The 23,444-nt window shown below is 40.4% G+C and carries 24 protein-coding genes; 6 read left to right on the top strand and 18 right to left on the bottom strand.

Annotated elements, in window-relative coordinates; genetic code table 11:
• Positions 1–138: 138 nt before the first annotated feature.
• The 4 genes from A6J77_RS01855 to A6J77_RS01870 form a co-directional block, all read right to left on the bottom strand.
• Positions 139–735 (bottom strand): uracil-DNA glycosylase family protein, encoded by a 597-nt coding sequence (locus A6J77_RS01855; RefSeq protein ID WP_083067815.1) that lies wholly within the window; start codon positions 733–735, stop codon positions 139–141.
• Positions 736–850: 115 nt separating this feature from the next.
• Entirely contained in the window at positions 851–2,653 is a 1,803-nt protein-coding gene (locus A6J77_RS01860; RefSeq protein WP_083067817.1) for a M3 family oligoendopeptidase, read from the bottom strand.
• Positions 2,654–3,067: 414 nt separating this feature from the next.
• Complete coding sequence (locus A6J77_RS01865) at positions 3,068–3,250, bottom strand: hypothetical protein (RefSeq protein WP_048726803.1); 183 nt, start codon at positions 3,248–3,250, stop codon at positions 3,068–3,070.
• A gap of 49 nt (positions 3,251–3,299) precedes the next feature.
• Positions 3,300–4,307 (bottom strand): nucleoid-associated protein, encoded by a 1,008-nt coding sequence (locus tag A6J77_RS01870; RefSeq protein WP_227645096.1) that lies wholly within the window; start codon positions 4,305–4,307, stop codon positions 3,300–3,302.
• A gap of 132 nt (positions 4,308–4,439) precedes the next feature.
• Between A6J77_RS01870 and A6J77_RS01875 the strand changes: the two genes are divergently transcribed.
• A complete protein-coding gene (locus A6J77_RS01875; RefSeq protein WP_083067822.1) occupies positions 4,440–5,750 on the top strand; it encodes an alkaline phosphatase in 1,311 nt (436 codons plus the stop codon).
• A 56-nt stretch (positions 5,751–5,806) separates the two neighbouring features.
• On the opposite strand, the gene A6J77_RS01880 is transcribed toward A6J77_RS01875, so the two are convergent.
• The 5 genes from A6J77_RS01880 to ytpR form a co-directional block, all read right to left on the bottom strand.
• Complete coding sequence (locus A6J77_RS01880; protein WP_083067823.1) at positions 5,807–6,709, bottom strand: UTP--glucose-1-phosphate uridylyltransferase; 903 nt, start codon at positions 6,707–6,709, stop codon at positions 5,807–5,809.
• Between the two features lie 97 nt (positions 6,710–6,806).
• On the bottom strand, positions 6,807–7,784 hold the full coding sequence (locus tag A6J77_RS01885; protein WP_083067824.1) for a magnesium transporter CorA family protein: 978 nt from the start codon (positions 7,782–7,784) through the stop codon (positions 6,807–6,809).
• Between the two features lie 81 nt (positions 7,785–7,865).
• Positions 7,866–9,209, bottom strand: a complete 1,344-nt coding sequence (gene murC / locus A6J77_RS01890; RefSeq protein ID WP_083067825.1) for a UDP-N-acetylmuramate--L-alanine ligase — start codon at positions 9,207–9,209, stop codon at positions 7,866–7,868.
• Positions 9,202–9,951, bottom strand: coding sequence for a hypothetical protein (locus A6J77_RS01895; RefSeq protein ID WP_227645097.1), 750 nt, complete (start codon positions 9,949–9,951; stop codon positions 9,202–9,204). The genes murC and A6J77_RS01895 overlap by 8 nt, the downstream gene beginning before the upstream one ends.
• Before the next feature lie 178 nt (positions 9,952–10,129).
• Positions 10,130–10,765, bottom strand: coding sequence for a YtpR family tRNA-binding protein (ytpR, locus tag A6J77_RS01900; RefSeq protein ID WP_227645098.1), 636 nt, complete (start codon positions 10,763–10,765; stop codon positions 10,130–10,132).
• A 397-nt stretch (positions 10,766–11,162) separates the two neighbouring features.
• On the opposite strand from ytpR, the gene A6J77_RS01905 reads away from it, so the two are divergent.
• Positions 11,163–11,513, top strand: a complete 351-nt coding sequence (locus A6J77_RS01905; protein WP_083067834.1) for a hypothetical protein — start codon at positions 11,163–11,165, stop codon at positions 11,511–11,513.
• 48 nt (positions 11,514–11,561) lie between these two features.
• Here the strand turns inward: A6J77_RS01905 and trmB are convergent, their stop codons facing one another.
• The 4 genes from trmB to A6J77_RS01925 form a co-directional block, all read right to left on the bottom strand.
• Complete coding sequence (trmB, locus tag A6J77_RS01910) at positions 11,562–12,203, bottom strand: tRNA (guanosine(46)-N7)-methyltransferase TrmB (RefSeq protein WP_083067837.1); 642 nt, start codon at positions 12,201–12,203, stop codon at positions 11,562–11,564.
• 309 nt (positions 12,204–12,512) lie between these two features.
• The gene (locus A6J77_RS01915; RefSeq protein ID WP_083067838.1) at positions 12,513–13,331 is read right to left on the bottom strand and encodes a phosphotransferase family protein; all 819 of its coding nucleotides are present in this window, start codon (positions 13,329–13,331) and stop codon (positions 12,513–12,515) included.
• A 126-nt stretch (positions 13,332–13,457) separates the two neighbouring features.
• Positions 13,458–14,717: an ABC transporter permease gene (locus tag A6J77_RS01920; RefSeq protein WP_227645099.1), complete on the bottom strand. Its 1,260-nt coding sequence runs from the start codon at positions 14,715–14,717 to the stop codon at positions 13,458–13,460.
• Entirely contained in the window at positions 14,704–15,450 is a 747-nt protein-coding gene (locus A6J77_RS01925; protein WP_083067840.1) for an ABC transporter ATP-binding protein, read from the bottom strand. Before A6J77_RS01925 ends, A6J77_RS01920 begins: the two co-directional genes overlap by 14 nt.
• 215 nt (positions 15,451–15,665) lie before the next feature.
• On the opposite strand from A6J77_RS01925, the gene A6J77_RS01930 reads away from it, so the two are divergent.
• From A6J77_RS01930 to A6J77_RS01940, 3 genes are all read left to right on the top strand, one after another.
• Entirely contained in the window at positions 15,666–16,100 is a 435-nt protein-coding gene (locus A6J77_RS01930) for an HIT family protein (protein WP_083067841.1), read from the top strand.
• A 1-nt stretch (position 16,101) separates the two neighbouring features.
• On the top strand, positions 16,102–16,464 hold the full coding sequence (locus A6J77_RS01935; protein WP_083067842.1) for a YtxH domain-containing protein: 363 nt from the start codon (positions 16,102–16,104) through the stop codon (positions 16,462–16,464).
• A gap of 116 nt (positions 16,465–16,580) precedes the next feature.
• The gene (locus tag A6J77_RS01940) at positions 16,581–17,705 is read left to right on the top strand and encodes a peptidylprolyl isomerase (protein WP_083067843.1); all 1,125 of its coding nucleotides are present in this window, start codon (positions 16,581–16,583) and stop codon (positions 17,703–17,705) included.
• Positions 17,706–17,777: 72 nt separating this feature from the next.
• Here A6J77_RS01940 and A6J77_RS01945 read toward each other — a convergent pair whose 3' ends face one another.
• The 4 genes from A6J77_RS01945 to A6J77_RS09335 form a co-directional block, all read right to left on the bottom strand.
• Positions 17,778–18,002 carry a hypothetical protein gene (locus A6J77_RS01945; RefSeq protein WP_127885811.1) on the bottom strand — a complete coding sequence of 75 codons (225 nt, stop codon included), beginning with the start codon at positions 18,000–18,002 and terminating at the stop codon, positions 17,778–17,780.
• 130 nt (positions 18,003–18,132) lie between these two features.
• Complete coding sequence (locus A6J77_RS01950) at positions 18,133–19,710, bottom strand: bifunctional metallophosphatase/5'-nucleotidase (RefSeq protein ID WP_083067851.1); 1,578 nt, start codon at positions 19,708–19,710, stop codon at positions 18,133–18,135.
• A gap of 22 nt (positions 19,711–19,732) precedes the next feature.
• Positions 19,733–20,155, bottom strand: coding sequence for a hypothetical protein (locus A6J77_RS01955; RefSeq protein ID WP_227645100.1), 423 nt, complete (start codon positions 20,153–20,155; stop codon positions 19,733–19,735).
• A 50-nt stretch (positions 20,156–20,205) separates the two neighbouring features.
• On the bottom strand, positions 20,206–20,349 hold the full coding sequence (locus A6J77_RS09335) for a hypothetical protein (protein ID WP_193756626.1): 144 nt from the start codon (positions 20,347–20,349) through the stop codon (positions 20,206–20,208).
• 301 nt (positions 20,350–20,650) lie between these two features.
• Between A6J77_RS09335 and A6J77_RS01960 the strand changes: the two genes are divergently transcribed.
• Entirely contained in the window at positions 20,651–21,991 is a 1,341-nt protein-coding gene (locus A6J77_RS01960; protein WP_083067782.1) for an ISL3 family transposase, read from the top strand.
• Positions 21,992–22,382: 391 nt separating this feature from the next.
• Here the strand turns inward: A6J77_RS01960 and A6J77_RS01965 are convergent, their stop codons facing one another.
• Entirely contained in the window at positions 22,383–23,426 is a 1,044-nt protein-coding gene (locus A6J77_RS01965; protein WP_083067853.1) for a 3'-5' exoribonuclease YhaM family protein, read from the bottom strand.
• Between the last annotated feature and the right edge of the window lie 18 nt (positions 23,427–23,444).

The raw sequence follows: 23,444 nt of genomic DNA on the forward strand, positions 1-23,444 counted from the left end.
TTGCATGCCATAGGAAATTTTCTCCTGACAAGCTGGCAATGCCGACGCTAGCTTATGTCATAACTTCATTAAAATGGCTTGGACATCATCTGCATGATCTGCAATATAGTCATCGATTGCTAGTACCTGGTCAATTACCTAGTCCTCCTTGATATACGTCTGTATCATCTCTTTAAAATCAGGTAGTACATCTGTTTCAAACCAAGGATTCTTCTTCATCCACCGCTGGTTTAAAGGGGACGGATGGACCAGGGGAAAATATTCTGGTAAATAGTCCTTGTAATGTCTAACCGTTTCGGTCAGGTTTTTCTGCCGATCTTTCCCTAAGTAGTGTTTCTGTGAATAATTACCAACCAAGATAATGGTTTCTAGATTGGGCATTTCCTTTAGAATTTGCGGGTGAAACTTGTCTGCGAATCCCTTTCTTGGTGGTTTGTCCCCGGTTTTGGCCTTACCTGGATAATAGAAATCCATAGGTAACTGGGCAATTAAATCAGTTTTATAGAATAGATCCCTAGACATCCCCATCCAATCTCTTAGCCGGTCTCCCGACTGGTCATTCCAGAAAAGCTGCGTCTCCTCTACTTTCTTACCAGGTGCTTGGCCGATAATGGCAATCCTGGCATTTTTTGAAGCATAGAAAACAGGTTTAATCCCACGGTCGGTAAAGTCCTTGTTATAAGGATCGGCAATAATCTCTTGTTTGATTTCGTCAAAAATGGTTGATTTAGTCATAAAAATCACTACTCCTTATTAGGTCAATTATAGCACGCAAAGTTTGTGCATATTGTAAAAAGCAGGTAAAGGAAATATATCCCTACCTGCTTTAGCAACTTGTTTATATATTCCATTAAACTAAATCTTCCGATTCAGCCAAGAATTCTTTCACGTCTGCTGCCGCTAAATCGATGGCAGCTTGCCAGAAATCTGGCTTAGTTAGGTCAGCGCCTAAATGTTTCATGGCCAATTCTTCAGTGGTCATCCGTCCTGTATCTTTCAATAAGGCGATGTAACGCTCTTCAAATCCTTCCGGTGCTTTCAAGTATTCGGCATAGATGCCTAAACTAAACATGTAGCCAAATGTGTATGGGAAGTTATAGAATGGCACGTCATCGATGAAGAAGTGCAGCTTACTGGCCCAGAAATGTGGGTGTAGGTCATTAATGGCCCCACCAAAAGCTTCTTTTTGGGCTTGGGTCATCAATTCATTCAAACGACTTTCTGATACAAAACCGTCTTGGCGCTCAGTATAAAAGGCTGTTTCAAACAAGAAACGAGACCGGATATTCATGAACATCGCGATAGCATTTTCCATTTTCGCGTTCAATAATTGTAGGCGCTCAGACTTACTTTTAGCCTGTTTTAAATTGGCGTTAGCTACAATTGTTTCAGCGAAAGTCGACGCTGTTTCAGCCACATTCATAGCATAAGCTTGGTTAGACGGCGCTTCACTGGTTAACACATCAGAGTGGAAGGCGTGACCCAATTCGTGGGCCAAGGTTGATGTATCGTTTCTTGAGCCTGTAAAGGTCATAAAGATACGGGTTTCATCTTCGTTGATGGTTTCAGTACAGTAACCACCTGGACGCTTACCGGGACGGTCTTCTGCTTCAATCCACCGCTTGTCTATAGCTGATTGGGCGAAGTCCGCTAGCTTGTCCCCAAAGGTTCTGAAGTTTTCCACCACAAAGTCTGCCGCCTCATCATAAGTGAAGGTCGTTGGTTTGGTGTCCTCGAAATCTAGTGGCGCATCAACATCTTGCCAGTTCAACTCGTCTAGACCGAGTAAAGCCTTTTTCCGGTTTAAAAATTGGACAAAGGTATCTTTATTGGCTGCAACAGCTTCCCACATAGCTTCCACAGTTTCCGCTTTGATACGGTTATATTCTAGCGGTTCTTCCATGAAATTATTGTATCCATGAGCTTTTTGAGTGGTTAACCGGTAGCCAGCTAAGTGGTTTAAGACATCAGCGAAGACTGGACCGTATTGAGCAAAGGTCTCTTCCCAAGCAGCGAAAATTTTCGCCCGGTTTTCAGGATTTGGGTCAGCGTACATGTTGTTCATGGCCTGTCCCACTGAATAATCGTGATGGCCGTCGTCTAAATCGACTGAAATCGTCATCACTGAAGCCGTCGTAGAATAGGTATTTGACCAACCAGATAAACCGTCGATTTGTAATTCAGATAAAAGAGCTTCCGCTTGATCATCTAACAAGCGTTTCGCATCGCGGCGGTCTTCCTCAAGGGTGAACGCAATTTCAGCCAAGCGAGGTTCCGCTAAAAAGTCCTGAAATGCGGCATCGCTTAGGGTCGCCAATTGTTTGTCTAACCCTTTGCGGGCAATCTCATAAGCTTGGTTTAAAGTCGCCACCTTATTAATTGCTGCCGAAGCGGCCTCGTCACGCATGTCTGCGTCAGATGCCATTTGGGCGTAGGTAATTAAAGTAGTGAAGTGGTTTAAGTATTGGTCAGCTTGATCAATAATATCCGCAAAAGTTGCTGGTGCGCCTGTTGCATTGATATCAAATGCCTGCATGTCTTTGATTAAGGCATCTCGTTTTTGGACTAGGGTTTCTAGTGCCTCTTGAAAGGCATTCCCTGTCACTCCGCCTTGATACATGGCGTCTAAATCCCAAGTGTCATTATATTTCATTTAAAACCCTCTCCTCTTGTTTGTTTTCGCTATCGTTATTCTTTCCTATTTTACTCTTGATTGCAGTTTGATTCAAATCATTCAGAATGTACAGTACACTTATACCTTCGGCCTACACCTTACCTATCATTGCCTTAAAATCAGGATGTGATGTATGGCGTCCAGACCGGAGATGCTGGACAAATAGTGCCGTATCATAGTGTGACGTCGGCCTTACACCTTAGAAACCGAACAATTACTGTAAGTAATTAGCGTAATTTGGGAAGCATCGGAAGGGTTTGGCTTTTGTCAAACAGCCGTCGGAACGCAGTAACATACGGATGTCTATGCGTAAGAAGAGCCCGATATTAAGACTAATGTTAGATTAGGTAAAAAGGTCGCGAAAATGAATTCGCGACCTTTTGTAATGCCTACTTATTTTTTTCGTTTCTTTTCTAATTCCATGACAAAACCAACGATGATGATGGCCGCGAAAATAAAGCGGAATGGTGTTTGGAATTGTTCTGGGTTTGGTACTGTTAAAATCGTGATCATATAAACCACGAAGAAGACGATTAAGGCGGCACGCCAACCTAAGTCTTTGAATTTTTGCCACATATAGGTAAACCTCTCTAATGTTATCCGTCATTTAGACAATGGTGGTAGTCTAGAACATATTTTTAATTTTTTCGATATTTTTAATTTCGACTGACAGTGTGCCATCCGGGTTGTTTTTGATTTCAACCACTTCTGGGTCATTAAACAAGTCTAAGGGAATAGATAATTCAATTCCGTTTTCAAACTTGAATTTTTGGCGTTGCATGTTGTTCCCTAAAAGTTCCGGCATATAAGGTGTTTCATCAGCCAAACCTTGTTCCTTGGTTTCTTCAAAGTAGGCTTGTTTTCGGGAGAAATTGTCCCCGTACATGACTTCAGCAATCGCTTGGTTATCAATCGCTTGTGTTTCATGAATAGTGTCATGCAGGATTTGTTTTACCTCGGCCAGGTCTTGATAGTCATCTTCTCCAAATTTCTTGGCGGTTTTAGCGATGGCTTTTTTGATGATGTTCACTGATTCTTTCATACTTGGGTTGGTTTGGATATCCAAGAAGATTTCACTTAGATAGTTAATCCGCTCCCCGTATTCTTCGATCAGGTGTTTCTTCTCAATCAAGAAGTACTCTTCTGTATCGATGCAGTATAAGAACCCTTCGTCGATAGCTTGGGTTGGGCTAGGCAGAATGGCGCGGTTGATAATTAGGTCATTTTTCAAGTTGTCCTGGTCATACTCTACGTAGTGGGTGTAGGATTCGTTGTGGTTTAACTTGAACATGCCGATAAAATAAGCTTCGTCTAGCCAGAATCCTGTCCACAATAAATCTGCTGGTTTGATATCCGGGTTTAATTTTGTGAAATTGAAAAAACGGTTGGTCAGTTTTTGTGTGCCATGTAGGAAGTTTTCCGATTGATTCATGCCCACTAAAATTTCCTTAGCTGGACTTCTATCAGGTAGCTTGCCTACTTTTTGCTGTGCCGTATACATGATTTTAGTCATCATTTTGTCAATATATTCAATCATATATTGCTCTTTATGGTCTAAAAGTGTCTGTGATAAGACCGCTTCGTTGGTGTTGGTATCAAAGATATGTAAAACTGCGGCATCAATCCGTAACATGTCGTATCCCTCTTTCTTTAGCATTCCTTTCTATTTTAACTTATAATAGGCTTGTAGGATAGAAAAGATGGTATTGATTTGAAAAAACGCATCAATATGACAAGTGATTACTGAAAGGAAGCAGCATAGATTATGGTAGCTAGTAATGAGCAATTTCCCCACCAACCGAAGAACATTATTTTCATGGTGTCCGACGGGATGAGCGTTTCACTCGCCTCAGCCTACCGAGAATACCTTCATCAAGACGTTGGTCACTTTAGAAAGCCAAGCATCTTTAACCAATACTTGGTTGGCCAACAATCCACTTATTCCTTTGATCCTTGGGCGACGATTACCGATTCTGCCGCCTCTTCAACAGCCATGGCTACTGGTGTCAAAACTATGAATGGTGTCATTGGCCTAGACAAACAATTGAGCCGGGTAGACTCTGCTTTAGAGATTGCCAAATTGAACAATAAAAAAACAGGGATTGTCGTGACCGCTGAAATCAGCCACGCAACGCCTGCAGGTTTTGCGGCCCATGTAGAAAGCCGCTTAGATTATTTTGATATTGCTGATCAATACTTAGACGATACCATTGAAGGTAAGCAAAAAATTGACGTCATGCTTGGTGGTGGCCGTAAACATTTTATCCGCCCAGACCGAAATTTAGCCCAAGAATTTGAAAATCTCGGCTATGATATCGTCCATACCAAACATGAACTCTTCAATTCTCACAACCCACAAGTTCTTGGTTTATTCTCCGAATTTGGGGTTCCAATGGCTATTGATCGTTGGTCAAATGTGACCCCTAGTCTTGGTGAAATGGTCCATTCTGCCATCCGCCGATTGGATACTGGTGATGAAGGTTTCTTCCTAATGGTTGAAGGGAGTCAAATTGACTGGGCTGCCCACCATAAAGATGTGGTTGGGATCATGAGTGAAATTGATGATTTCGCCGGCGCCTTTCAAGTAGCTATTGATTTCGCCAAGCAAGACGGAGATACCCTTGTCATTGCAACGTCTGACCATGCAACCGGTGGGATGACTATGGGGGCTAATAATATCGATTCTTGGTTGCCTGACTATATTCGAAAAGTCAAAGCAACTCCTCAACACATTGCTGAGCTGACCCAAGAAACTAATGACTGGGTTGAAGTAATTCGTCGTAACATCCAATTTGAATTATCTTCTACTGAGAAAAACCAGTTACGGTCTATCTACCATACTTATGTCTATACTTACGAAGAAAAGGTCAGCCGCTTGACCCAAGCCATTCGAGACATTGTAGACCGCCGTTCTAATACGGGCTGGACAACAGGTAACCATACGGGTGAAGACGTCAATGTCTATGCTTATGGACCCGGGTCTGACTACTTTAGAGGCTGGCATGAAAATGCGGAAAACGGGCAACTACTAAAAATATTAGCCGCTGGCTTATCACCAGACGACGATAACTATTAAAATATTGAAAAAAGCAGTAGCGCGATTGAAGTCGCGCTACTGCTTTTTAAGTTCGGTTATTTCAATGTTGGGATAATGTCGTTTTTCAAGTATTCACGGAAACCGTCTGCTGTTTCTTCGTGACGTAAGGCGAATTGAATGCTGGCTTTTAGTAAACCTAATGGTTCCCCAACTTCATACCATTCACCTTGATAGTCATAGGCTTTTAACTTGTCGCCTTTAGCTAAGTGGTTGATGGCATCTGTTAGTTCTACTTCACCTGAGAAAGAATTTTCTGGAATGGCTTCAATGGCATCGAAAATCTCTGGTGGTAAAATGTAACGACCAATCGCCGCTAATTTTTCTTCGGTTTCATTTTGTGGTTTTTCTTCAAATTTATCGATATTGTAGATACCAGCTTCACCGTTACCAGAAGTCGTCATAATCCCGTAAGAAGAAGTTTCTTTGGCTGGTACACTAGCCCCAGCAATTAATAAGGCATCATCCGCTAAATTAGTTTGGTAGCAATCCATCATTTGTTTTGATAATGGTTTTTCACCTGGCGCATTCACCACGATGTCGTCTCCTAATAGTAATAAGAAGGGTTCGTCACCCACGAATGATTTTGCTTGGAAAATAGCGTCCCCTAATCCTTTTGGATAGTGCTGACGTTTGAATTGAATATTCAATAATGACGTGTCTTCAACCATCTTCAACAACTTATCTTTGTGTTTTTGTTTCAAGTTGTCTTCTAAATCAAAGTTTGCATCAAAATGGTCTTCTACTGAACGTTTGTTACGTCCGGTAATAATTAAAATCTCTTCAATACCACTTTCAATTGCCTCTTCAACAATAAACTGGATGGATGGTTTATCTAAGATTGGAATAATCTCTTTTGCCATCGCTTTAGTTGCTGGTAAGAACCGCGTTCCTAAACCACCAGCTGGAATTACTGCTTTTTTAATCTGTTGTTTAGCCATAATAGCCTCCTTGATTATACTATCTTTATCTTAGCATAATTTACTTTCAACTAGGAAGGTAAACGGTCATTTTTCAAAAAATTTACAATCCAAGCAATCATTTAAACAAATTCATCCGGTCTATAATAAAGTAAATAATAACCGACAAGATAATCGAACCGACTAAAATAATAGAAAAACCGTGGACATTATCTTCAAGTGGTAAAGCTACGTTCATCCCCCAAAGACCTGCTGTAATCGTCGGCACGGTCATAATAATGGTAATAACCGTTAGCCGTTTCATAACATCATTCAAGTTATTTGAAATAACATTCGACAGCATATCGTTCAGTTTATCAATGACCGCCATGTCGTTTTCAATCATGGTTACTGCCTGGTTCATCTCGATTTGTACTCTATTAAGGACCCTTTCGTGGTAGCGGGTGTCGTTTTCCAATTGGTTAAAGTATTGGTTAATCCGGCTCAAAGTCTTGGCATTATTATGGACCGCGGTGGATAAGTATACCAGCCCCTTATTGACGTTAATTAAGGCATAAGACACGTTATTTTTAGTAGAATGACGGGCTTCCTCCTCAGCTTGCTTAATCAAGCCATGCATAATGGTGACCGCATCGATATGGGCCTGAGCCACCTCATAAAACATGTACATGACAAAGGCGTAGGCAGAGGTCATCGGAAAGTCAGAAGGAAAATTTAACCGCTGAATATCCAACATAAAAGGCATGTCGGTATGGTTCATAAAAGTCATCACCAAATCCTGCCCCATGACAATCACTAGTGGGGCTGTGTGATAGGTATTCTCGCTAATTACCTCATGACCATAGGGATACTGGATAATGATATAGGTAAATAGGTCGCCGGCATCATTTCGGTAATACTCAATCCAAGACGTTTCAAACTGGTCATAGACATACTCCCCGAAATGGACTGGCAAGTGGTAGTCTTCAAGCACCTGCCGGACTTCCCCCTTATCCGGATTTTCATAATGCAACCAGGTTAGTTGCTTGACTTCATTGGCCAAGCCATCTTGAAACTGGTTCTCTTGGTCAAATTGAATCACTTTTTGGTAAACCATCTAATCCTCCTCCCAACGCTGGTACAACGCTTTCTCTTCGCAAAAAGGCCAGCACAAAGCCGACCTTTCAATTCTTTTATTCTAGTGGATAGTAGATTGGCTGTCTGCCAATAGGTCTTCATAAGCATAAGCGAATTTCATGATATCGCCAGCACCCATAAAGATCATGACTGCATCATCATAGTCTAATAATGGTGATACATTTTCCAATGGTAATACTTGCACAGATTTTGTTACCTTGTTAGCTAGGTCAGAAACAGATACTTGCTTATTGTCCTTCTCACGCGCAGAGGCAAAAATTTCGCATAAGAACACGTCATCTGACAAGTCCAAAGCACCCGCAAATTCGTCCATTAATGCAATGGTACGGCTGAAGGTATGTGGTTGGAAGACAGAAACAATCTTCTTGTTCGGGTATTTTTGCCGGGCAGCATTAATCGTCGCTTTAATTTCTGATGGATGGTGAGCATAGTCATCAATTAAAGTCATATCGCCAATTTTCTTCTCAGAGAAACGACGTTTAACCCCACCAAAAGTACGTAATTCTTCCGCAACACGGTCTGCTGGGAAGTTTTCGAGGTAGCAGAAACCAATGACAGATAAGGCATTCATCACATTATGTTCACCGAATGTTGGAATGTCAAAATGACCATAGAATTCACCCATTACATGCACATCAAAATGAGACCCATCAGTAGCTAGATCAACATTTGAAGCCACAATATGGTTGTCACCACCTTCAAACCCGTAGTACCAAACATCTATGTCAGAATGGTCAGCAAATTGACGTAAGTAAGCATCGCCACCGTATGCAATCACTTTTTTCTTCACTTGGTGGGCGAAAGTTGTATTCGCTGCAAATACTTGATCAATGTTTTCATAGTAGTCAGGGTGGTCAAAATCGATATTAGTAAAAATCGCGTAGTCTGGGTGGTAAGCTAAGAAATGTTTACGGTATTCGTCCGCTTCTAATACAAAGTATTCAGCGTCTTCTTGACCAGCACCAGTACCATCACCGATTAGGAAGTTTGTTGGATGTAAACCACGCATCACGTGTGCCATCAAACCAGTGGTAGAAGTTTTCCCGTGAGAACCAGTAATCGCTACACTAGTGTAGTCTTTGATTAATTCACCAAGGAAGAAATGGTAGCGCATCACGTCAAGACCTAATTCTTTCGCACGGACAACTTCAGGATGGTCATCGCCAAAAGCGTTCCCGCAAATGATAAACATACCTTCTTGGATGTTGTCAGCGTTAAAAGGTAGTAATTCAATACCTGCTTTCTCTAAACCATGTTGGGTAAAGAAGTAAGTTTCTTGGTCTGAACCTTGAACCTTGTAGCCCATGTTATGCAAGATTAGGGCTAAGGCACTCATACCTGACCCTTTGATCCCTGTGAAGTGATACGTTAATTCTTTATTCATGCTCGTTAAAATCTCCATTTCCTCGATTAGATTGCGCTTGTTTATTTTTTAAATATGGGGTCAATGATGGCTTTTCCTGTCCTGGAAAATAGGAATAATGCCCCGACTTAGCTTGTTTTCCTGGCTGGTTAAAACTTACTCCTGGTTCATCTGCCATAATACTCTGCAGTCCACGGTTTAAATGCCCTCGTTTAGGGACAGTGGCCCTTGCAGGCATGTTTTCAGAAACCGGTGTTGCTTGCCGTTTTTCTGGGAATCCTTTAGGTTCAGAAACCGCCTCTTCAAAATGGAAATGGCTGCGTTTGGATGACCGAGCAGCCTTGGCATCTTGACGGTTACTGGTCCAATTTGTTGGCAAATCATTCGGTTGAAAAGGTCTGCGGAATTGGTAATCTTGATATTCCCGCAACTCTTGACGTAAACGGTCCAGTTTTTGCTGGCGCTTGTCGTCCACATTGGTCGCTTTAAAGACCTCATGCACCCCTGAATCTTCGACTGGTCTTGTGTCCCGGTCTTCATTATTGGCATTGGCATAGTTAAAATGCCCATATGAGGGTTGGTAGCGGTGACTAGGGTCTTTTTCGGCTAGATAATACTCCATCTTCTGATGGTCGTCTCCTTGACCCTCTCTTTGCTGGGTCTTTTTAGGCGGAATTTGCCGTCCTGAAGATTGGTCCTCCCCTTGGTTATACCAGTTCATGTAATTGGGGAAAGTAATTGGATTGTCATTTTTTTCGTGCAACAAAGAATCATTCTCCTTATGATAAAATGGGACAAATTGTTCAAGCTGATTTGACGTTCTCTCTTCAAATCGCTGCCACCTACCCTTAGAATGTCTCAGTTTGTCATGCTCTCGACTCAACTACTCACCCCCAACACATTACATGTACATTTTGCCTAATCAGACCATATAATATCTGCTAAGCTTCAACGAAATGTTCACTATTAATTTTATCAAATGATGTCCCAACTGGCACGTCATTTTTGATTTCAAGGATACCTTTTCGTACATGTTCAGGGTCGACACCTAATTCATATGCAGAAGTTAACATACCGTAGCTTGAAACACCACGCAGTTCACCTTCCCAAATCACTTGACCATTTGGCATTACAGCACCTGGTAAAGCCGCCACTACAAACATCCCTTCGCGGACATTTGGCGCACCACAAACGATTTGAACAACCTCTTCTGAACCAATTTTGGTTTGCGTAATATGCAAGTGGTCAGAACCTTCTAAATCCTTCACTTCTAAAACTTCAGCCACAACTAAACGCGGATTATCATTGAAAGGAATAGTATCAAAATCTTGTTCATATAAGGATTGGTTGATTAAGTCTAACTGTGTTTGACTTAAATGAACACGTCCCTTTCCTTCGATTTGAATCATCTTAGAAATATTTTGGATGTTGTAACCCATTGTTTCTTTCGTTTCATTATTGAAAATACGCGTCACATCTCCAACTGTTGAAGTCGCAATACGATCTCTCGTTAATGTCCCTTTGGAAAACATGATAACGTCACCGACGCCATCTCGATTATATATACTAATCCACATACTCGTTAAAATCCCCTTCATGTTTCTTTTTTAAAATAAATTTAAGTAAAACTTACGACATAAACCAATAAAAAAGCCTAGTCATCAACTAGACCGGTAATGTCCTATTAAAACGTATAATATTCTACTCGATTATATACTCATAGTCATAAAAGTGCAAATAATAATAGACTGTGAAAATTACTCATCTTCCCCGACATCCAAGCTTCCCCGCCATGTCATAAATGGTTCCGCCATCATTTGAAATCACTTCACAAAATCAAATCCACAATAATGGCAAAACAATCGGAAATAGGTAAAACTATATTTTGCTAGCCATGATTGTTATAATATGTTCATAATCACATATCGAAATAGATTCACTTATTCAACCTTAAGACAATAAAGGAGCGATTATATGTCTAATCAATACAATCAACAACCAACAAAACGTGACGACGTCCTACTAGCAGGTTTCCTATTTGGATGCGGACTAGTTATCGGTGGCGTTGTGGGCGCATTAGTAGCCGACCATTCTAAAAAAGTAGACGGCAATGACGTCCTACAAAAAGCCAAAGCCCTATTCACCGACCCAGGTACCATCGAAGGTTCTTGGATTGAATTACAACCCATTGAAGCAGAACGTTTTGGACAAAAACAAGAAGTCTTCTACGGCGGAATCTCTCGTACAGAAGATAACGAATTAGTTCAATACGAATTTATGGCAGACCCAAGTACCGGGAACTTCCTAGATTTTTATAAGCTGTAAGAATAATTGAGGGACTATGGCTATTGAAGTCACAGTCCCTCATTTTTTCTAATTAAATTTAGCCAACATATAGTTAATTCTAAAGCCACGGGCTGAGAATTTTTCTTCGTACTCTGTTTGCACATTGCCTTCAATATCTGACTCATGCAAGTTCAATGAAATTTCTAAGAAATCCATACCATACTGTGACATTGAAGTCAGTGAATATTCAAATAACCCTTGGTTATCCGTTTTGAATTGTAGGAGGCCATCTGTCTGCAAGACATGTTTATATTGGTCCAAGAAGGTTTTGAAAGTCAAACGACGTTTCGCATGACGCGCTTTTGGCCATGGATCAGAGAAGTTTAAGAATAACTTGGCCACTTCACCCTCTTCAAAATATGAGGATAGTTCAAGAGCATTCCCTAAAATGAAGCGTAAATTAGGTAACAATTCACCTTCCAAAGCTTTCTCCATCGCCATCACTAATACTGAATCCTGTAATTCAAGACCAATAAAGTTCACGTCTGGATTACGGCGGGCCATCTCAATAATGAATTGTCCCTTACCAGTTCCCACTTCTAAATGAACAGGATGGTCGTTTTTAAATTCAGCTTGCCATTTCCCCTGCATTGTTTCCGGTTCTAAAATGATATATTCTCTATGTTCTGCCATGGCGTCCTTTGCCCACGGTTTATTTCTTACACGCATAATGTCCTCCTAATGATTTGTTTTATAAATAATTTCGTTCCAAGAAAAAAGAGACGTGACATGAAGTTCACATCCCCCTTTTTTTAACCAACACCGGTCATAATATCAGGCTTCAAAAGTCAAACTCTTCCGACACTCCCAAAATACACCAATCACTTGCAGTAATTGTTCGGCTTTTTAAGGTGTAAGAGCCGGCGCCAAGAAAGGAAACTTTACCAATCTAATCTGAAAAGCAGTCCTTTCTGGAGGCTCGAACCCGATTTTGGTCCAGCTTATAGGAGAGTCTTAACGACTTTTGTCACACCTTCCTTACATTTCCCCTACCTGTTGTAAGTAACGGTTGTTATAAATATGTTTTAATTTTAAGATTTTATGGTTCATAGCAATCATCCGATTTTCTCTGAAGTCTTTTTTGATCATATTCAAGAGATTCAACATCGAATACCATTCAATACGTTGATAAATATCGTATGTAATGCGCAAGCCATATAAATCAAACCAGGCATCCCAATTTTTAAAATCAACATATTGGACTAACAATTGGCTGATATCTAGAATAGGATCAGCGATTTTCACCATTTCCCAGTCCACTAGATATAACTGATTGTCCTCAGCTCGGATAAAGTTTCGGCGGTTTAAATCCCCGTGACACACTGTTTTGCGGACCCCTTCAACCAAATGACGAGTGCCCCATAGACAAGCGGTCACATCGGCTAACAAGTGATGGTGACGCAATTCTTTTGCCAAATCACTTTCATAATCCTGTAAAAAGCGGTCTGGTTCGTAAACCTCGCCGTCAATTTTAACCAGCATATTATATAAATTATCCGAATGGTGGTAGCGGTACATCAATTTAACCACGGGCAATTGGGCCACTTCAAAATGCGATAAGACATTACCAGACACCCAATCTTGGGCCGTCATAATGTCCCCGCTAGACTCACGCTTAGTCCATTTCAACTTGGGCGCAAAGCCTTCCATCGATAGGATGGTTAACAAGGGTGAAGAATTACGTTTTAAAAATACACGTTCATCGTTAGCGTCATTATAGCCAACATAGGCTTGACCAGTATCCCCTCCAATGGGTTCGAGAATCCACTCGCGATCAAATTTGTATTCCAAAACCATTCCTCCTCTCTTTTGCCCAAGTTGTGTCAACTTACTGTATAAACGAAAAAAGTGAGCAGCGACTCCCTCTTGAGATGCTTACTCCTTTTTTCTTGAGTACTAGTTATTTTAGTTGGAAAACAAGACTTAGTCAACAAACTTAGTGTATTCTAACCTTTTTTCTTTCTTGCGGATAAAACGCGGTAAATAGAGGTAAAGGAAGAATAAGCCTAGTATAATAGTAGAAAGTAATACTGCACCGGCAAAAATCCAATCGTGGGTAATCAAACTCGTTACGGTAAATAATACAATTTGCGTACAAATTGGTTGACCCATCATCTGTTTAAAGCCAGCCACCTGTAAATTCTGATCCATTGGGTAAACCTGTAATAAGACATGTTGGTTCATTTTCTTAGCCATTGGTAAAATTTGGAAATGGCTGAAGTATTGAATCAATAAAATCACCACTAAGTTCAACCAGTGACTATTGGTTACAAAGACCAAATACAGGATCCCAACTAAAGTCATCCGGCCCCAAAGTGGGAAATAATCACTCGCCCGCCAAAAGGTCCGACTGTATAAGTAAGCGTAAGGATTATCCCCGCGGTTGATCCCTTTAATATAGCCGTCCAAATACTTGCGTCGTTTACTTGAAACGGCATCTTGTGGCATATTCACAAACAAGGCCAGCCCGCGTTTTATTTGTTGCTGACGGTCTTGTTCCACTGCGACAATCTTATCCCAGTGCCAACCCTTTTTCCCATCTGAAAAAGGACGAATCCCGGTAAAATGAATGGCGATTAAATACAGTAGCGCAACACCTAAACAGAGATATGGTGTCACAAAAGAAGCCAATAATAGCGTGATAAAAACCGCTAGATACAAGATTGCCTTGTGAATTTTAATTACTCGGTCGCTGGTATAACGCCAGCTTTCTAAAATAATATTTAAATGGGCGGTTTTAAAGCAAATCAAAATTACGGCCAAGACAATCAACTCAAATATCGAATAGCCCACCATAGCCATCAGCAGTGGATAAGAAGCAGCAATCATCAGGATAATCACAGCACTAGGCAGTAGTAAGGAGTGGTTCAAGGCTGACCGAAACCAGTCTGTGAATTTCGACTCCATAGGTAAGAGAAAGACCAAGTCTGCTGCCACAATATGTGAAGCCACACCGGTAATAAATACCCCAACCGTCATCAGAACCGACCAAATCAAGTGGACCCAAACCCCGACCAACCCCTGCGACAAACCTGACAGCCAATTGGCATACTGGTAAGCCAATGCGCCAAATAGGAAGAAGAGGACGATTACGGCATGGTCATTAAAAATATATTTAGCATTCTTAAGAAATAAATCTTGCCCTTCTTGCCGACGTTTCTGGTAAGTATCAAGCAGACGCATGGTCATTTGCCCCCTTCGCTAGACGTAGATATAGGTCATCTAAAGTAGCTCCTGGCATTTGATATTGCGCTCGGATTTCATCTAAAGTACCTGCCGCCACTAACTCACCGTCCGCCAAGAATAAGAATCGGTCACAATACTGTTCAGCTGTCGCCAAGACATGAGTAGTCATCAATACCGACGCACCCGCATCACGTTTGGCTTTCAAAGTATCGATAAAATCATGGATAGCCAGTGGATCTAAACCAAGAAACGGCTCATCCACCACATATAACGACGTCTCCACTAGGAAGGCACAAACAATCATCACCTTTTGCTTCATCCCTTTTGAAAAATGAATTGGCAGCCAATCTAACCGTTTATCTAAACGAAAAGTTTCTAGTAAAGGTTGGGCATTTCCTAGTGCCTCTTCCTTCCCTAAACCGTAAGCCATCCCCGTTAATTCAATATGTTCTCGTAACGTTAAGGCTTCATATAGTACGGGCATTTCCGGAATATAAGTGAAGGATTGACGGTATGCATTGGCGTCATCAGTTAATTGATGACCGTCAATGGCAATCTCCCCCTTCATCGCTCGCATCAGGCCGATAATATGTTTAATGGTAGTCGATTTACCCGCACCATTTAACCCAATCAGGCCAACAATTTCACCTGATGCAATTTCAAAATTAATATCTTTTAATACAGGTTGACTAGAATAGCCCCCGGTAAGTCCTTTAACTGTTAATGTCATTTTGTTCATCCTTTTATTGATCTAGATTTAATCTAGCATTTAAGTTTAATGGTAAAGAAATCATTTCCAATCTAGCATAGCACTGAAATTGTTCCCTTCCTATCATTTATGTTAAAATTAATACAATTATAGCCTTTAATTTAACATTATTTTCAAGTAAATGCGATGAATTAACACGGCCAAAGTTAACCCAATATTGAAAGCGAGGACTATTCATGGATAATTGTATCTTCTGTAAAATTGCAAACGGTGAAATCCCCACGAACAAAGTCTACGAAGACGAAGTGGTGATAGCCTTCCTAGATATGAGCCAAGTCACAAAAGGCCATACCTTACTAGTACCTAAAAAACACATTCAAGACATTTTCGGCTACTCATCAAACGACGCCGGCGCAGTCTTCAAGCGCATCCCATTAGTTGCCAACGCATTAAAAGATGCCTTCCCAGATATGCACGGTTTAAATATTTTAAACAACAACGGTGAGATGGCCTACCAATCTGTTTTCCATTCACACGTCCACTTAATCCCTAGATACAACGGGGAAAGTGACGGCTTTGGTTTAAAATGGGAACCAGCCCAAGAAGGCACATACTCTGATGAAGACTTGAAGAACATTACCAACACAATCAACCAACGAATCGAGGGATAATATGAAAAAATTTATTACTGGTATTCTATTTGGTGCCATTGCTGGTGCAGGCTACGCCCTATTAAAAACACCACACTCAGGTACTGAAAATAGAGAACGTTTGAAAAACTATTTAGACGATGTCACTTTTGCAGCCAATGATCTAACTGGCTCAATCGCTCAAGCACAAAATGCAGTTACAGATTTAGCTCAACAAGGCTTATCTTCTGCAAAAGTTGCCCGCGACGAAATCACACTAGCAATTAATGATTTCAACCAATCAGCAGTCCCACAAATTTCAGAAATTCAAAAACAAGTGGCAAAACTACAAAATGACTTATCAGCAGCGGATATCCATGCTAACGAGAAAAACACTGATTTTTAATGATGTTTTAAATATGAAGATTTCTTGATTAATCTTCTGAATCATTGTGTATAGCATTTTTGGTATGCTATATTAAGACTTGTATTATGAAGATTTGACAGGAGTGAATCGAGAAAATGATGATTAGTAAGAAATTCAAACTTACTTCAATTGCCTTATTAAGTACTGTTGCCCTAGCAGCATGCTCAACTGGCTCAAGTGATGGTTCAAGCGCCGTTGCAACTGGTGATGGTGTTGAAGTAACCAACGAAGAACTACAAGCCGAATTAAAATCAACATACGGTAACACCGTATTGCAAGAATTAATTATGGAAGAAGTATTCGTAAACGAAGTCGGCGATGACCGAGCTAAAGAATTAAAAGAAGAAGCAACAACTGAAGTTGAAACGCTAGTCGCTACTTATGGCGGAGAAGACGAATTCAATACTGTATTAGCATCTTCTGGTTTCTCAGACCGTGAAGACTACGAACACCAAGTTTACTACTACAAATTAATGAGTGAATCTGTATCTAAATACATCGAAGTGACTGACGAAGAAATTCAAACAGCTTACGATGAATACACACCTTCATTCACTGTTTCACACATTTTAGTGGATGATGAAGAAACTGCTAATGACTTGATTGCCCAATTAGATGATGGTGCAGACTTTGCTAAATTAGCAACTGAAAATTCAACAGATACAGCATCTGCTGAAAAAGGTGGTTCATTAGGTGAAGTAAATGCTGATTCTGGTTTGGATGAAACATTCTACGCTGCAGCACAAGAACTAGCTGAAGGCAAGTACACAACTACACCAGTTGAAACTGACTACGGTTTCCACATCATCAAGATGGACGAAAAACCTGAAAAAGGTAGTCTAGAAGACGAAACTGAACAACTGAAAGAATCTATTACTGCTGAAAAATTAACTGATTCTACATTAGTTGCTGGTATCGTTTCTGACATCATGACAGCTCACAATATCGACATTAAAGACGATGACTTGAAGACTGCGCTAGATGACGTGATCATCACTGAAGAAGAACAAGAATCATTAGATGCTGAAGCTGAGTCAGCTGCCGCAGCAAGTGAATCAGCTGCTAGCGAATCTGCAGCAACAAGCTCAGGAACATCTGAATCTGCTGAGTCTTCTAGTGAAGAATCAACTTCAGAAGAATCTAGCACAGAGGAATCATCAACTGAATCTTCTGAATCATCAGAAGCAGCTTCAAACGAAGCATCCTCTTCAGCTGAATAAGCTAACAGACATACCTAAATGGAAAGTCCATCCGGTTTCGGATGGGCTTTTTTGATGACTAATTCTTCTATATTATTCATCAGCCTTCGGCTGAACTTTAAGTAGTGATATTTGCAAACTATTTTGAAGTAGACAACTGTCTGCCCTGAAGAATTCAACTTGGTCGTCGGTTACCATTTTGCCTAAATCAATTACTTCATCGTTGATGTCAATAAGGGACTGAATTTCTGTACGGGTTGCTGGTGTGTAAACTGCATCGAATACGTCTGGACTCATTACGTAAAGAACTTTAACCATCTTGTTATGCCTTCTTTCTTTAGCGTTTAATCTATCTAAATCCGCCATATCACATTTAGGTTTAATTCGCATATTTTTAGCTGGCATATTAAAAAATGGAATACCCCTTTATCGGGGTATCCCGTTCTTTCTATGCTGGACAATTATTGCCGTTCACCACCTGGAAATTGTTGTTACAAGTAGCTTGGATTTCTTGATGTGTTTCAAGGTAGTGAGAGATTAATTGGTTCATCTCCAGGTTGACTTCACGGACAATTTTTGATGAATCAAACATCTGATAGTCACCGCCGCCTACAGCCCGATACTGGTTGAGGGTCACTTCGAATTCAGCTTCTAAATCTAATGGTTGGCCGTGGTAGTTTAATTTGGTTACCCGTTGACCAATTGGTTTTGATACATCAATGATGTAATCAACCCCTTCATACATGTCGTAATTATAGGGTTTTGGTTTGGGATATAGCCAATCTTTAGAAATGATGATTTCTTGGTCTTCATTCAAAATAAAAAATTCCGCTGATTGCTCGATAGCTGCTTTCAATTCTGCTCCGGTGATTTTAACCACTGCTAGGGTGTTAGGGAATGGGTAATTATTGAGTATGTCACGGACGGTTACTACATTTGGAAAACCCTTGGCATCATTATTAAATAAGGCTGCCGCCGAGATTTCTGTTTGCCCGTAATAGTTCTGTACCCGGTGGACAAATTCGACGTATGGATGATCATGGATGCGAGCCATATCGACACTTTCAATCTTCATGTCTCCTTGAATGGTCCCTACCGGTTGGTCCAACCAGTTTTCAATTTCTGCTTGTAAGTCCGCTAATCTTGCGTCGGCTTCTTTTTGAATTGGTGTGTCCACGGTCGTGCTTATTAATTCAGGCACTGCATCTACTAAGGTCCAGTGGTCATCGCCATCGTATTGGTTTAAGTTTAATGTAACTTTACCAAGATGACGGCCTTTGTCCCCTGGCATGACAACCGCCACACCATTCACGACGCGGGCAATTTCATTGTGTTGGTGGCCAGTTAATAAGACATCAATCCCTGGCACTTCATGGGTTAAGGCGTAGCCCTCATTTTCCCCAGCGCCTTGTTCTACTGTTTCAAGGGTGTCTAGATCACACTCAAAGCCTCCGTGGTAAGCGACAACGACTACGTCAGCCATACTGCTTAACATGGGCACGTATTCCTTGGCGGTTTCAACTGCTGACCTAAACTGCAAGCCAGTAATATGGGCTGGACGCTCCCAGTGGGGGATGTATTGAGTGGTTAGGCCCAAAACGGCAATCTTAATCCCGTTGCGTTCAAATATTTTATAGGGTTGACCGAAAAATGGTTGGTCAGCGTCGTCTAAAATATTGGCGCATAGAATGGGAAATTGTGCGTTTTGATATGAATTCAACAGGTATTCTTGCCCGTAATTGAATTCATGGTTTCCCGGCACCCCCATGTCATAACCCATCCGATTCATATTTTCTACAATGGCTGCCGCTGAGTGGCGGTGCTTTTGTAGGTAATGGGTTAGTGGCGATCCTTGAATTATATCTCCTGTAGAAATCAGCAAACTACTTTTATCGGCCAAGCGACCTTTCTCCCTTAAGTAGTTTTCATTGACCTTTAACAGACCAAATGGCTGGTTTTCTTCTCTAGTCAAGTAACTTGTAGGATAGATATACCCGTGAATATCACTCGTTTGAAAAATTGTCACCTGTTTGATGAGAATCCCCTCCTTAAACTATATAGCTTTTCTTATATTTCGGATATACATCTTGCAACCCTAAATTTGCTACTAGTTTACCATAGTAATCTGGTTTGAATGTATGCCAAGGCATGATATTTTTGGTCCGAATTCGATTGGCGATATAGAGTAAATCCGTCTGGCTAGCGTGACCACTGACCTCAAATGACACGAAGGGGATGTCTCTACTTTGTAAATAAGCAATCATTTGGCTATAAGCTGGCATATATCCCCCTATTGGTTCCCCATTTGTTTGCAGGTAAATCGCTGTTTTTAAGTCTGCCAAGATTAAAATATTTTCAAAAGCATTTTGTAAAAGATACAATTCTGGGTCTTTTTTCAGTGATTTTAGGTTGATATAGTCCAGTTTATTTTCCAGACTAGAACCCGCATCATTTGACATATCGTCGGACAATATCAGAAAATCCGCATCCGGGTAAAAGGCATGTTAGACCTTGGCATAAGCTAGTTCAAGGACCAGTTGTCGACCCCATGTAATTTGGCTACTGGCGCCACTTCATCGACTACCTCAATCAAGGCTTCATATAAGGTGAGCGAATCTTTGGTCAAGTAAACTTCAACCTCAGCTGGCAGGAATTTTACTTGCATCCTAGTCACCTCTTTATAGTCCTAACAATTTTTAAACCGCGAATAGATCCCTTTCTTTCGCAGTAGTACAAAATATCACGCCCATGTTAATTGCTGTAGAATTGGGTTATTGTTTGCGTAAATTCGAAATTTACACGAAATTTATGCAAAAAAAAGAAACCAAGTATTTACCGGTTCTATAATAAATAGTGTTGGTGAGAATTCATATTGAATCTCATTGACACTATTTTTGTGTACGCAAAAAGGACATGATATCCTTAATGCGTGTAAACCACTACGAATACAGAAAGAAGGGAAAATCATGTCCCATACATCTATTATAAAACAACTTTGCGGTATTTACGACAATAATATTGATATTACAATACCAAAATCTATGCATCTGTTGCCACTTGAAAAGTATCATGAAATAAATCATTTCGTTTTACATGGGGTTCTTACGTACAAGCCTAAGGCTTGTATGCACTGTGGTGTAAAGAATACTGGTAATCGAGATATCATCAAACATGGCTTTAAACCAGCTATCATTCGATTACCGAACACAGCTACTAATCCTGTTTTACTTAAATTACAGAAGCAACGCTTTTATTGTAAACATTGTGCACAAACTTTTATCGCTGAAACACCATTAGTTGAAAAATTTTGCTGTATTTCTAAAACCATTAAAAGTCAAATTAGCTCCGAATTGGTTGAAACGCAATCTATGCGGTTAATCGCTAAACGTTATCATGTCTCTTCTCCAACAGTGGCCAGAACTTTAATGAAAGCAAGTATGGGACTATCACCTAAGGGAAATTATCTCCCGAATCACCTCGGTGTAGATGAGTTTAAATCGACTAATCGTGTAGCCAATGCGATGAGTGCTGTCCTTGTGGACACGCATAATAGAAGGCTAATTGATATTGTCGTTGATAGAAAACAAGCGTCGCTCATCGATTACTTTTCTTCTTTTACCTGGACTGCTCGAAGCAGCGTGAAGACAGTTTCGATTGATTTATATACACCTTATCTAGAGGTCATCCGCACATGTTTCCCTAATGCGAAGATTGTCGTTGATCGATTCCATATAGTAAAGCTGTTGAATGAAACAATCAATTCTATTCGTATTAAAGTGATGAATGCTATCAAAACAAGCCGTCCATCGGACTACAATAAACTCAAAAAACAATGGAAATTGTTGTTAAAGAACGCTGAAGATTTAAATTTCACGGATACACATTATGTTCGTCAATTTGGTGAAGCGATATCAGAACAACGTATTGTTGATTATCTTTTGAGTATCTCACACGAACTTTTAGTTACTTATACCCTGATGAATGAACTAAAATATGCCATTTCAACTCATGATATCAATATTTTCAATGAAATCCTACGTGGGACTAAGAACCAAACTTTGCCAAGTCGTACGAGAAGAACTATCAGAACATTAGCCAAATTCTTGCCTTATATACATAACGCTTTAAAATATACTGTATCAAATGGTCCTACCGAAGGTATTAATAATAAAATTAAATTAATTAAACGAACAGGTTTTGGATATTCGAACTTCCATCATTTACGTGCAAGAATTTTAGTCCAATTCAAATTAAATTACAAACCATCCAATCCTAAACCTTATACATTTGATGGGATGGCAAGCTAACCCAGGGATAGTGGTATATTTTTGAATAAAGAGGACTGAAAGTGTACGTCCTTAGCCGTGAACAAGCATGAAATCGAGACTAAGGCTCGATTTCAAAGCAGAGAGACCTTGGCTCTCGCTGGTGCCACGGCTTTTAAGGAACGTACACTGAAGGACAAAACACCATTTGTTAGAAATGTTATCCCATTGGTCACTTCCCTTGCCTAAAGGCAAGAAAAAAGCCAAACACATCACAGCGTGCATGGCATTTAACTTTATTGATTTCTTAATTATTATTAAAAACTAAAAAACGTATTCGTGTGCTTTAAAATTATTTACCAACACTATTTGTAAAAGAACCTATTTACCTGATTGCTTGCAGGTAAATACTTGGTTCTCATGTTATAATGCTTTATTCAAAAAATGGTAGGTCATCATTTGACCCTTGGAAATCTAGGGTAATTTCCTCGTTTTCTGTCTCTTGATTTTGATTTTCTTCGCTAGCAACTTGCCCTTTAGGTTTATAGAAGGCTCGGTTGTCCATACCGAAAATTCGGGCTGAAAATTCGCCAGGTTCTGTATGGTCCAAAGCAGTTGTCATCATTTGAATAGAAGCATCTAAGTTGTCTAAATGATGTAGGATTTCAGCTTCTAATAAATGCGGTGACACTGGGCTACCCCATTCTTGTTTACCGTGGTGGGCTAATACCATATGTTTCAACAAAACAACATCTTCGCTGTACTGGTCGAACCCTAATTTATCAACGGCAAGAGTTATCATCTCTTCGACAATTGAGATATGTCCAATAAGATTCCCCTCAACAGTATATTCAGTAGACATCGGATCAGTGAATTCAACTGTTTTACCAATATCATGAATAATCACACCAGCATACAATAAGTCTTTGTTGATGTTATCGTATTGGCTGACAACGGCTTGGGCTAAGCGAAGCATTGAAATAGTATGAAAGCCTAAACCACCGACATAGGCGTGGTGGTTCTTCTTCGCTGCTGGGTAGGTAAAGAAATCCCATGACACTTCACGTAATAGGTAACGAACGATGGCGTCAATGGTGGTATTTTCAAAACCTTCCACTGCAGCCAATACTTCGTTCACCATTTCCGTTCTGGTCATTGGCCCACGTTCAACATAGTCAGAGGGATCATTCGGTTCCCCATCATTGGCTAGGCGAAGACCATTAATACGAACTTGTGGTTTACCGTTATAAAGTTCTCGTTTACCCGCTAAGGCAACAACTTGGCCAGAAGTATATTGTTCAATATCTTGGTCAGTTGCCCCCCAGAATTTACCCTCGATTGAGCCAGAGCGGTCTTGGAATGTGAATGAGATGTACTTTTTACCGTTACGGTCTTCCCGTACTTCGGCAACTTTAATCAATACAAAGATATCGAAATTTTGGTCTAAAGCCACATCAAAAAGTTGTAAGTTGTCCATGTGTATCCTTTCTATCGC

It is taken from the genome of Aerococcus viridans (assembly GCF_002083135.2).
Lineage (GTDB): Bacteria > Bacillota > Bacilli > Lactobacillales > Aerococcaceae > Aerococcus > Aerococcus viridans_C.

What these genes read in the sequence shown, in the direction of transcription:
- A6J77_RS01855 (WP_083067815.1), bottom strand. Translation starts at nt 735, where the DNA reads ATGACTAAATCAACCATTTTTGACGAAATCAAACAAGAGATTATTGCC.
- A6J77_RS01860 (WP_083067817.1), bottom strand. Translation starts at nt 2,653, where the DNA reads ATGAAATATAATGACACTTGGGATTTAGACGCCATGTATCAAGGCGGA.
- A6J77_RS01865 (WP_048726803.1), bottom strand. Translation starts at nt 3,250, where the DNA reads ATGTGGCAAAAATTCAAAGACTTAGGTTGGCGTGCCGCCTTAATCGTC.
- A6J77_RS01870 (WP_227645096.1), bottom strand. Translation starts at nt 4,307, where the DNA reads ATGTTACGGATTGATGCCGCAGTTTTACATATCTTTGATACCAACACC.
- A6J77_RS01875 (WP_083067822.1), top strand. Translation starts at nt 4,440, where the DNA reads ATGGTAGCTAGTAATGAGCAATTTCCCCACCAACCGAAGAACATTATT.
- A6J77_RS01880 (WP_083067823.1), bottom strand. Translation starts at nt 6,709, where the DNA reads ATGGCTAAACAACAGATTAAAAAAGCAGTAATTCCAGCTGGTGGTTTA.
- A6J77_RS01885 (WP_083067824.1), bottom strand. Translation starts at nt 7,784, where the DNA reads ATGGTTTACCAAAAAGTGATTCAATTTGACCAAGAGAACCAGTTTCAA.
- murC (WP_083067825.1), bottom strand. Translation starts at nt 9,209, where the DNA reads ATGAATAAAGAATTAACGTATCACTTCACAGGGATCAAAGGGTCAGGT.
- ytpR (WP_227645098.1), bottom strand. Translation starts at nt 10,765, where the DNA reads ATGTGGATTAGTATATATAATCGAGATGGCGTCGGTGACGTTATCATG.
- A6J77_RS01905 (WP_083067834.1), top strand. Translation starts at nt 11,163, where the DNA reads ATGTCTAATCAATACAATCAACAACCAACAAAACGTGACGACGTCCTA.
- trmB (WP_083067837.1), bottom strand. Translation starts at nt 12,203, where the DNA reads ATGCGTGTAAGAAATAAACCGTGGGCAAAGGACGCCATGGCAGAACAT.
- A6J77_RS01915 (WP_083067838.1), bottom strand. Translation starts at nt 13,331, where the DNA reads ATGGTTTTGGAATACAAATTTGATCGCGAGTGGATTCTCGAACCCATT.
- A6J77_RS01920 (WP_227645099.1), bottom strand. Translation starts at nt 14,717, where the DNA reads ATGCGTCTGCTTGATACTTACCAGAAACGTCGGCAAGAAGGGCAAGAT.
- A6J77_RS01925 (WP_083067840.1), bottom strand. Translation starts at nt 15,450, where the DNA reads ATGACATTAACAGTTAAAGGACTTACCGGGGGCTATTCTAGTCAACCT.
- A6J77_RS01930 (WP_083067841.1), top strand. Translation starts at nt 15,666, where the DNA reads ATGGATAATTGTATCTTCTGTAAAATTGCAAACGGTGAAATCCCCACG.
- A6J77_RS01935 (WP_083067842.1), top strand. Translation starts at nt 16,102, where the DNA reads ATGAAAAAATTTATTACTGGTATTCTATTTGGTGCCATTGCTGGTGCA.
- A6J77_RS01940 (WP_083067843.1), top strand. Translation starts at nt 16,581, where the DNA reads ATGATGATTAGTAAGAAATTCAAACTTACTTCAATTGCCTTATTAAGT.
- A6J77_RS01945 (WP_127885811.1), bottom strand. Translation starts at nt 18,002, where the DNA reads ATGGTTAAAGTTCTTTACGTAATGAGTCCAGACGTATTCGATGCAGTT.
- A6J77_RS09335 (WP_193756626.1), bottom strand. Translation starts at nt 20,349, where the DNA reads ATGCAAGTAAAATTCCTGCCAGCTGAGGTTGAAGTTTACTTGACCAAA.
- A6J77_RS01960 (WP_083067782.1), top strand. Translation starts at nt 20,651, where the DNA reads ATGTCCCATACATCTATTATAAAACAACTTTGCGGTATTTACGACAAT.
- A6J77_RS01965 (WP_083067853.1), bottom strand. Translation starts at nt 23,426, where the DNA reads ATGGACAACTTACAACTTTTTGATGTGGCTTTAGACCAAAATTTCGAT.